This is a genomic window from Streptomyces murinus, from assembly GCF_002154555.1.
Lineage (GTDB): Bacteria > Actinomycetota > Actinomycetes > Streptomycetales > Streptomycetaceae > Streptomyces > Streptomyces murinus.
On sequence record NZ_MUNF01000538.1, the window covers coordinates 1 to 8,403 of the forward strand.

General features: G+C 71.2%; 8 protein-coding genes. 5 read left to right on the forward strand and 3 right to left on the reverse strand.

Annotation, left to right across the window (positions count from 1 at the left end; translation table 11 throughout):
- Positions 1–257, forward strand: a 257-nt coding sequence (locus CCN72_RS29150; RefSeq protein ID WP_208638131.1) for an aldo/keto reductase, incomplete at its 5' end; no start/stop codon positions are given.
- A 25-nt stretch (positions 258–282) separates the two neighbouring features.
- The gene (locus CCN72_RS29155) at positions 283–870 is read left to right on the forward strand and encodes a TetR/AcrR family transcriptional regulator (RefSeq protein ID WP_086810938.1); all 588 of its coding nucleotides are present in this window, start codon (positions 283–285) and stop codon (positions 868–870) included.
- Between the two features lie 43 nt (positions 871–913).
- Here the strand turns inward: CCN72_RS29155 and CCN72_RS38730 are convergent, their stop codons facing one another.
- Both CCN72_RS38730 and CCN72_RS29170 read right to left on the reverse strand, forming a co-directional pair.
- Positions 914–1,429 (reverse strand): DUF4369 domain-containing protein, encoded by a 516-nt coding sequence (locus CCN72_RS38730; protein ID WP_136101349.1) that lies wholly within the window; start codon positions 1,427–1,429, stop codon positions 914–916.
- Positions 1,430–1,589: 160 nt separating this feature from the next.
- On the reverse strand, positions 1,590–3,020 hold the full coding sequence (locus CCN72_RS29170) for an MFS transporter (protein ID WP_086810943.1): 1,431 nt from the start codon (positions 3,018–3,020) through the stop codon (positions 1,590–1,592).
- A 102-nt stretch (positions 3,021–3,122) separates the two neighbouring features.
- Between CCN72_RS29170 and CCN72_RS29175 the strand changes: the two genes are divergently transcribed.
- Both CCN72_RS29175 and CCN72_RS29180 read left to right on the forward strand, forming a co-directional pair.
- The gene (locus CCN72_RS29175; RefSeq protein WP_237553684.1) at positions 3,123–4,034 is read left to right on the forward strand and encodes a helix-turn-helix transcriptional regulator; all 912 of its coding nucleotides are present in this window, start codon (positions 3,123–3,125) and stop codon (positions 4,032–4,034) included.
- Positions 4,035–4,169: 135 nt separating this feature from the next.
- Complete coding sequence (locus CCN72_RS29180) at positions 4,170–5,540, forward strand: S53 family peptidase (RefSeq protein WP_086810946.1); 1,371 nt, start codon at positions 4,170–4,172, stop codon at positions 5,538–5,540.
- A 72-nt stretch (positions 5,541–5,612) separates the two neighbouring features.
- Here CCN72_RS29180 and CCN72_RS29185 read toward each other — a convergent pair whose 3' ends face one another.
- Positions 5,613–7,064 (reverse strand): MFS transporter, encoded by a 1,452-nt coding sequence (locus tag CCN72_RS29185; RefSeq protein WP_086810952.1) that lies wholly within the window; start codon positions 7,062–7,064, stop codon positions 5,613–5,615.
- A gap of 154 nt (positions 7,065–7,218) precedes the next feature.
- Here CCN72_RS29185 and dusB point away from each other — a divergent pair, with 154 nt between their 5' ends.
- Entirely contained in the window at positions 7,219–8,349 is a 1,131-nt protein-coding gene (dusB, locus tag CCN72_RS29190) for a tRNA dihydrouridine synthase DusB (protein WP_086810948.1), read from the forward strand.
- Positions 8,350–8,403 lie beyond the last annotated feature (54 nt).

The window sequence follows — 8,403 nt, forward strand, 5'->3', positions numbered from 1 at the left end:
CGCTGCGCGAGATCGCCGAGCGCAAGGGCGCCACCGTGGCGCAGACCGCCATCGCCTGGGTGCTCTCCCGCGGCGAGGACATCGTGCCGCTGGTCGGCGCCCGCACCCGGGAGCGGCTGACCGAGTCGCTCGGCGCCCTCGATGTGACGCTGGACGCGGCCGACCTGGCAGCGATCGAGAAGGCCGTACCGGCGGACGCCGCGGCCGGCGACCGCTACCCGAGCGCGCAGATGGCACACCTCGACAGCGAGCGCTGATCCTGATGCCGGGTACGGTCTAGGCATGGCATCGACCAGCGAGATCCTGACCGCCGAGCGCATTCTGGCGGCGACCGAGGAAGTGCTGCGCCGGCACGGCCCGGCCAAGGCCACCGTGGTGGACGTGGCCCGCGCGCTCGGCGTCAGCCACGGCAGTGTCTACCGGCACTTCCGTACCAAGGCCGCGCTGCGCGAGGCGGTCACCAAGCGCTGGCTGGACCGGACCTCGCAGAAGCTCGCCGTGATCGCCGCCGCGAGCGAGCGGGACCCCGAGGCCCGGCTGCGGGACTGGCTCGCCGCGCTGTTCGAGGCCAAGCGGCACAAGGCGGGCGACGACCCGGAGCTGTTCGCCACGTACACCGTGCTGACGGACGAGAACGGCGCGGTCGTCGGCGAGCACATAGCCGAGCTGACCGCGCAGCTGACCGGGATCATCACGCAAGGGGCCGGGTCGGGCACCTTCTCGGTGTCCGACCCGGCCGCCGCGGCCCGAGCCGTCTTCCAGGCCACCGGCCGGTTCCACGATCCCTGTTATGCCAGGGAGTGGACCCGGCCCGGCGTCGGCGAGGAGTTCACGGCCGTCGTGGACCTGTTGGTGCGGGGTCTTCGCTGACGTCGGCAGGCGGCGTCAGCTGACCGCTGTCAGCCGATCGTCGTCAGCTGACCTTCACGCTGACCGGCGAGGACATGACCTTGGTGTCCTTGGTCACCACGCGCAGCGTCTCGTTGCCCTTGGCGGTGAAGGTGCGGCGGATGGTGAAGGTGCCGTTCCGGTTGACGACGGTCGTGGTCCGCAGCGTGGTCCACTTGCCGTTCATCCGGTGCTGGAGGACCAGCACCGTGCCGGCCTTCACACCCTTGACGCGGCCGGCGAAGGCCACGGCCTCGCCGTGCTTGACGGTCTTGTGGGAGGCCGCGACGGTGATGGAGCCCGCGGTGGTCGCCGCCGCGGTCTTCGGCATCGCCTTCTTGGTCGCCGAGCGCGTCGGCATCGGTTTCGGCTTCATCGTCGCCGTGCGCGTGGGCATCGGCTTCTTGGTCGTGGTCACCTTCGGGCTGGGGGTGCTGGTCGCGGCGAAGGCTCCGGCCGTACCGCCGGAGAGCAGCGCCACGGACAGTACGCCGGCGCCCAGAGCACGGCCGTAGCGGTGGTGGCGGAGTACGGAGGTCATGGTTCTCTCCTGTCGCTCGATCGTTCGCTCGATCGGACGTAACCCAGGCTGACCCGACTTCGCTCCGTCGGCCACTCGAAGCGCTGTGTAACCGGGGTTCGGGATCTATGAAAGCGCAGGTCAACGGCCTTGTACGGCAGTTTCCTGGACGCCGCGGACCTCAGCCCACCTTCTTCGGCAGCCGCAGCCCCAGCGCCCCCGTCAGCACGATCCCGCCCAGCTGCGCGAGCAGCGTGATGACCAGCGCCTCCCGCATCCCCACGTGCGGCGCCAGGGTGAGGAACAGCGTGCCCAGCGTCGCCACCCCGAGTGCCAGCCCGGACTGCTGTGTGGTGACCAGCACCCCACCGCCCACACCGGCGCGCGCCGCCGGTACCTCGGACAGCACCAGCCGCATCACATTGGGGAGTTGGAGCGCCTGCCCCGCACCGGCCACCGCCACCCCCGGCAGCAGCGCGGCGACACTCACCTGCGGCCAGTCCCGCCAGACGGCCGCCGCGATCAGCAGCACACCCACGCCCTGCACGAGGGACCCGGCCGGTATCACCCGGGTGCCGAACCGCCCCATCAGCCGCGGGCCGGCCAGCGACACGAACAGGAACACCACGGCCATCGGCGCGAGCGCCAGCCCCGCCGACACCGGGCCCAGATGAGCCCCCTGCTGGAGCGCCAGCGCGATCACGAACATGAACCCGCTGAAGCCGACCGAGAACGGCACGATCAGCACAAGGCCGCGCCGCAGCGAGGCGAGCCGCAGCAGGCTCGGCGGCACCAGGGGAGTGCGCCCCGCCCGGTCCGCCCGCCGCTCCACCAGCCAGAACCCGGCCGCCGCGAACGGGAACGCGGCCAGCGACAGCCAGGTCCACAGCGGCCAGCCCGCTGCCCGGCCCTCGGTGAGCGGCGCGAGCAGCGTCAGCAGGGACACCGCGAGCAGCGCGGTGCCGGGGCCGTCGACGGGCTCCGGGTGCTGCGAGCGGGTCTCGGGCACGAGTCGTACGGCCAGCACCAGGCCCAGCGCGACCACCGGCACATTGACGAGGAACACCGCCCGCCAGCCGCTGCCGGCGATGTCGGCGGCGACCAGGACCCCGCCGAGCACCTGCCCGGCCACCATGGACAGACCGGCCGTGGCGCCGTACAGGCTCATCGCCTTGGCACGGCGCGCGCCCTCGGTGGCGGACTGGATGGTGGCGAGCACCTGCGGCAGCATCGCGGCGGCCGCGGCGCCCTGTGCCACCCGCGCGGCCACCAGGCTCCACGCGTCCGGCGCGAGCCCGCAGGCCAGCGAGGTCAGCCCGAAGGCCGCCATGCCGCCGAGGAACAGCCGGCGGCGTCCGAACAGGTCCCCGAGCCGGCCGCCGAGCACGAGCAGCACGGCGTAGGCGACGCCGTACCCCGCGACCACCAGCTCCAGCACGGCCTCGCCCGCGTGCAGATCGGTGCCCATGGTCGGCAGGGCGACATTGACGATGAAGAAGTCGACCAGCGGCAGCGCCGCGGCCAGCAGAACGGTGAACAGCCCGGGGCCGCCGAGCACGGGCGCTGCGGCGGCCGCCCGGCGGACGGTGGGGACGGTGACGGTCTCACTCATGACACCGAGCCTGCGCCGCGGCCCAGACGGGTACCAGAGTGTCCTCATCCTGGTACCAGGAGTACCTGGAAACAGGCTGACCGACGCGGCACCCTGGAGGGCATGGCCACCATGACGAGCACCGCGACGGATCAGGGGAGCGCCGCGGGCGGCGCGGAGATCCGGCGGCACGAACTGGCCGCCTTCCTGCGCAGCCGGCGCGAGCGCATCGCCCCCGAACAGGTCGGCCTGCCGCGCGGCCCCCGCCGTCGTACGCCGGGACTGCGCCGCGAGGAGGTGGCGCATCTGTCCGCGGTCGGCGTCACCTGGTACACGTGGTTGGAGCAGGCGCGTGCCATCCAGGTCTCCGTACAGGTCCTGGACGCCCTCGCGCGCACCCTGCGGCTCGACGCCAGCGAGCGCGCCCATCTGTTCCAGCTGGCCGGTGCCAACGACCCGGCGCCGGGGGCCCGTTGCCCGAGCGTGACGCCCGCGCTGCGGGAGATGCTGGACCGGCTCGGGCCGATCCCCGCCTCCGTGCAGAACAGCCGGTACGACATCGTCGCCTACAACCGCACCTACGCCCTCCTCATGGGCGCCGACCTGGACGAGATCCCGCCCGAGGACCGCAACTGCATCCTGCTCGCCTATACCAACCCCCACTGGCGGGCCGCGATCGTGCACCTGGAGGAGAGCCAGCGGCTGATGGCGGCCCGGCTGCGCGCGGCCCTCGCCGGTCATCTCGGCGAGCCCGCCTGGAAGATGCTGCTCAAACGCCTTGAGGAATCACCGGAGTTCCGGGAGAACTGGGAGCGCTACGAGGTGGTCGGGCACCGCTCCAAGACCAAGGAGTTCGTCAACCCCCATGTGGGACTGCTGACGTTGGAGCACACCGATCTGTGGCTGGCCCCCGAACTGGGCGGCCGGATGGTGACGTACACACCGAAGAACGAGGAGACGCGCGAGCGTCTGGAGCGGCTCCACCGGCTGGCGCAGGGGAGCCCGGCGCGGGAGAGCGCGGGTCAGGGGAGCTGATCAGTCCGCCGCGTACGGGTGCGGTTTCGGTAAAAGGTTCGAAATCTACAGTTCAACAGGGTTGTCCTGTGCATGACTTGCTCGATGGGATGCGCGAGACCACTTCGGTCGACACCAGACCTCTCAGGGGATTTCATGCACATATCCCGTACCGGGCGAGGCATCGCGGCCGCCACCACCGGGGCTGCCGCTCTCGTCGCCGCCGCGCTGGCGACCGCCGCCCCCGCGAGTGTCGCCACCGCGACCCCCGCCGCCGTGCCGCACACCTTCGCGGCTCCGGCCATCGCCGGGCACACCCTCGCCCACGACGTGGACAGCCCGATCTCCATCGCCCAGTGCCAGGCCAAGTGGCACATCAACTGCTACACCCCGCTCCAGTACCGCACCGCGTACAACCTCAACTCGCTGTACCGCAAGGGCATCACGGGCAAGGGGCGCACGATCGTCATCGTGGACTCGTTCGGCTCCCCGACGATCCAGCACGACCTCGACGTGTACAGCAAGCAGTTCGGCATGGCGAGCACCAAGGTCTCGGTCGTCAAGTGGGGCAAGGTGCCCCCGTTCGACCCGAAGAACGGCGACATGACGGGCTGGGCCGGCGAGAGCACCCTGGACGTCGAGATGGCCCACGCCGCCGCGCCCGGCGCCAGGATCGTGCTGGTCGAGACGGGTGTCGCCGAGACCGAGGGCGTCACCGGTCTGCCGGAGATGATGAGCGCCGAGAAGTCCCTGATCGACCACGGGGTCGGCGATGTCATCACACAGAGCTTCGACGCGACCGAGAACACCTTCCCGGGCGTCGACCAGGGCGACTCCTCCAGCATCCAGAAGCTGCGGTACGCGTTCAAGGACGCGGCCCGCAAGCGGGTGACCGTCCTCGCCTCCTCGGGCGACGACGGCCCCACCAACGGCACGCTGGACGACTCGGGCGACTACACCAAGCAGGTCAACTCCTGGCCCTCCGCCGACCCGTTGGTCACCTCCGTCGGCGGCACCCAGCTGCACTTGGACGACCAGGGCAACCGGATCAAGCCCGACAGCGTGTACAACGACTACGGCGCGGGCGGCGGCGGTGTCTCCCACGTGTTCTCCCGGCCGTCCTTCCAGAACGGCGTGAAGAAGATCGTCGGCAACCACCGCGGCACCCCGGACATCTCGATGTCCGCCGCCGTCAACGGCGGTGCCTGGGTTTACTCCAGCTACGACCCGACGGCCGTCGGCTGGGACGTCTACGGCGGCACCAGCGAGTCCAGCCCGCTCTTCTCGGGCATCGTCGCGCTCGCCGACCAGGTCGCCGGGCACCGCCTGGGCAACGTCAACGCCGCGCTCTACAGCCTCGCCAAGCACAAGGGCACCGGCATCGTGGACGTCAACGACGGCACGGACAACACCTACGGCGGCGTCACCGGCTACAAGGCCGTCGACGGCTACGACATGGCCACCGGCGTCGGCACCCTGGACGCGCCGAGCTTCGTGAAGTCGCTGGCGAGGGCCGCGCGCCGCTGAGCGGAGCACCGCACGAGAAAGAGCCGGCCCGGATGTCGTACCCGGGCCGGCTCCTTCTCGATCCGCGCGCCGTCAGACGCGGCCGGGAGCGCCCACCGCCTGGCGGATCTCCGCGGTCTCCAGCCGCTCCGCCGCGTGCTCGGCCGTACGGCGGGCCCAGCGGCCGCTGGTGAGCAGGCCCAGGGTGAGCACCGCGAGACCGCAGACGGTGAGGATCCACCAGCCGGGCCGGGCGGCGGCCACGAAGGTGCCGCGGTACGACGACGAGCCGATGCCCGCGGCGAGGACCGCGCCGATCACCGCGACGCCGAGGGTCTGGCCCAGCTGCCGGCTGGTGGAGGCCACGGCGGCGGCGACCCCGGCCTGGGCGCGGGGCATGCCGGAGACCGCCGTGTTGGTGATCGGCGCGTTGACGAAGCCGAAGCCGATGCCGAACAGGACGTACCCGATGAACAGGGTGCTGTCCGAGGTCTCGGCCTCGAACAGCGCGAACATGAGGCCGCTGACCGTCATGGCCGTACCGGCGATCAGGAGCGGCAGCCGGGGGCCGCGGGTGCCGACCAGCCGGCCGGACAGGGGGGCGCACAGGAAGGTCGGCGCGGCCATGGGGAGCATCCACAGGCCCGCGTGCAGGGCGTCGAGCCCGCGTACGTTCTGGAGGTACAGCGTCGACATGAACAGGAAGCCGCCGAGCGCGGCGAACGCGCTGATCGCGATCACGGTCGCTCCGCTGAACGGCGCGGAGCGGAAGAAGCGCAGGTCGATGAGGGGTTCGTCACGCCGGGGCTCGTACCAGAGCAGCGCGCCCAGGGCGGCGACGGCGATCACGAAGTACGGCGCGACCGAGGCGAGGCCGGAGTCGGGCGCCTGGATGATGCCGTACGTCAGCGCGCCGAACAGGGCGATCACCAGCACCTGGCCCACCGGGTCGGGGCGGCGGCCCTTGGGGGCGCGGGACTCCGGGACGAAGCGCAGGGTCAGCAGCAGGGCCGCGAGGCCGATCGGCAGGTTGATCCAGAAGATCGCGCGCCAGCTCACGGACTGCACCAGCAGGCCGCCGACCAGCGGGCCGAGGGCCATGGATATGCCGACCACCGCGCCCCAGACGCCGATGGCGCGGGCGCGCTCACGGGCGTCGGTGAAGGTGTTGGTGATGATCGACATGGCGACCGGGTTGAGCATCGAGCCGCCGATCGCCTGGACCATGCGGAAGACGACGAGCAGGGACAGGCTGGGGGCGAGCGAGCACAGCACCGAGCCGATGGTGAACACCACGAGGCCGGCCATGAAGACCCGCTTGCGGCCGATCCGGTCGGCGGTGGACCCGGCGAGCATCAGCAGCGAGGCCAGGACCAGGGTGTAGGCGTCGATGGTCCACTGCAGACCGGAGGTGGTGGCGTGCAGATCGCGCTGCATCGAGGGCAGCGCCACATTCAGCACGGTGTTGTCGAGGCTCACGATCAGCAGGCTCATGCAGCAGATCGCGAGCACGAGCATGCGCCTGCGGGGACTCAACTCTGGCATGCGCGTCATCGTACGCCGACTTCGATAGTGCGTCTAACTAATGACTATTACACGGGATCCGGGCACCTCGGCCGGTGAGGGACAATGGTTCCTTGCCCCTTCCGTTGTACATCCGTCCGTACGTCCGCCCGTACATCCGTCCCGGAGCCGTCTGATGACCCACCCGCTCTCCATCGGCCCGCACCCCGTGACCCCGCCCGTCGTGCTCGCACCCATGGCGGGGATCACGAACGCGCCCTTCCGCACGCTGTGCCGCGAGTTCAGCGGGGGCAAGGGGCTGTACGTCAGCGAGATGATCACGACCCGGGCGCTGGTCGAGCGCAATGAGAAGACCATGCAACTGATCAGGTTCGACGCGAGCGAGACGCCGCGGTCGATCCAGTTGTACGGCGTCGACCCCGCGACCGTCGGGAAGGCCGTCCGCATGATCGCGGAGGAGGGCCTGGCCGATCACATCGACCTGAACTTCGGCTGCCCGGTCCCCAAGGTGACCCGCAAGGGCGGCGGCTCGGCGCTGCCGTACAAGCGGAACCTGCTGCGGGCGATCCTGCGCGAGGCGGTGTCCGGGGCGGGCGACCTGCCGGTGACGATGAAGATGCGCAAGGGCATCGACGACGATCACATCACCTACCTCGACGCCGGGCGGATCGCCGTCGAGGAGGGCGTGACGGCGATCGCGCTGCACGGCCGTACGGCGGCGCAGCACTACGGCGGCACCGCCGACTGGTCCGCGATCGCGCGGCTGAAGGAGCATGTGCCGGAGATTCCGGTGCTCGGCAACGGGGACATCTGGTCGGCCGAGGACGCGCTGCGGATGGTCCGGGAGACCGGGTGCGACGGTGTGGTCGTGGGCCGCGGCTGCCTGGGCCGCCCCTGGCTCTTCGCCGACCTGGTCGCGGCGTTCGAGGGCCGCTCCGACTTCCACCGGCCCGCGCTGCGGGAGGTCGCCGACGTGATGGTCCGGCACGCCCGGCTCCTCGGCGAATGGCTCGGCGACGAGTCCAAGGGCGTGATCGACTTCCGCAAGCATGTCGCCTGGTACCTGAAGGGCTTCGCGGTCGGCTCCGAGATGCGCAAGCGCCTCGCGATCACCTCCTCCCTCGCGGAACTGCGCGCCGGCCTGGACGAACTCGACCTCTCCCAGCCCTGGCCCACCGGCGCCGACGGCCCCCGCGGCCGCACCTCCGGCAACAACCGGGTCGTCCTCCCGGACGGCTGGCTGAAGGACCCGTACGACTGCGCGGGCGTGACGGAGGACGCGGAACTGGACACGTCGGGCGGCTGAGCCGTCCCCAGCCACCCACTTCACCGGGCGAACCCCCTCCCGGCCACGGGGCTC

What these genes read in the sequence shown, in the direction of transcription:
- CCN72_RS29170 (WP_086810943.1), bottom strand. Translation starts at nt 3,020, where the DNA reads ATGAGTGAGACCGTCACCGTCCCCACCGTCCGCCGGGCGGCCGCCGCA.
- CCN72_RS29175 (WP_237553684.1), top strand. Translation starts at nt 3,123, where the DNA reads ATGGCCACCATGACGAGCACCGCGACGGATCAGGGGAGCGCCGCGGGC.
- CCN72_RS38730 (WP_136101349.1), bottom strand. Translation starts at nt 1,429, where the DNA reads ATGACCTCCGTACTCCGCCACCACCGCTACGGCCGTGCTCTGGGCGCC.
- dusB (WP_086810948.1), top strand. Translation starts at nt 7,219, where the DNA reads ATGACCCACCCGCTCTCCATCGGCCCGCACCCCGTGACCCCGCCCGTC.
- CCN72_RS29185 (WP_086810952.1), bottom strand. Translation starts at nt 7,064, where the DNA reads ATGCCAGAGTTGAGTCCCCGCAGGCGCATGCTCGTGCTCGCGATCTGC.
- CCN72_RS29155 (WP_086810938.1), top strand. Translation starts at nt 283, where the DNA reads ATGGCATCGACCAGCGAGATCCTGACCGCCGAGCGCATTCTGGCGGCG.
- CCN72_RS29180 (WP_086810946.1), top strand. Translation starts at nt 4,170, where the DNA reads ATGCACATATCCCGTACCGGGCGAGGCATCGCGGCCGCCACCACCGGG.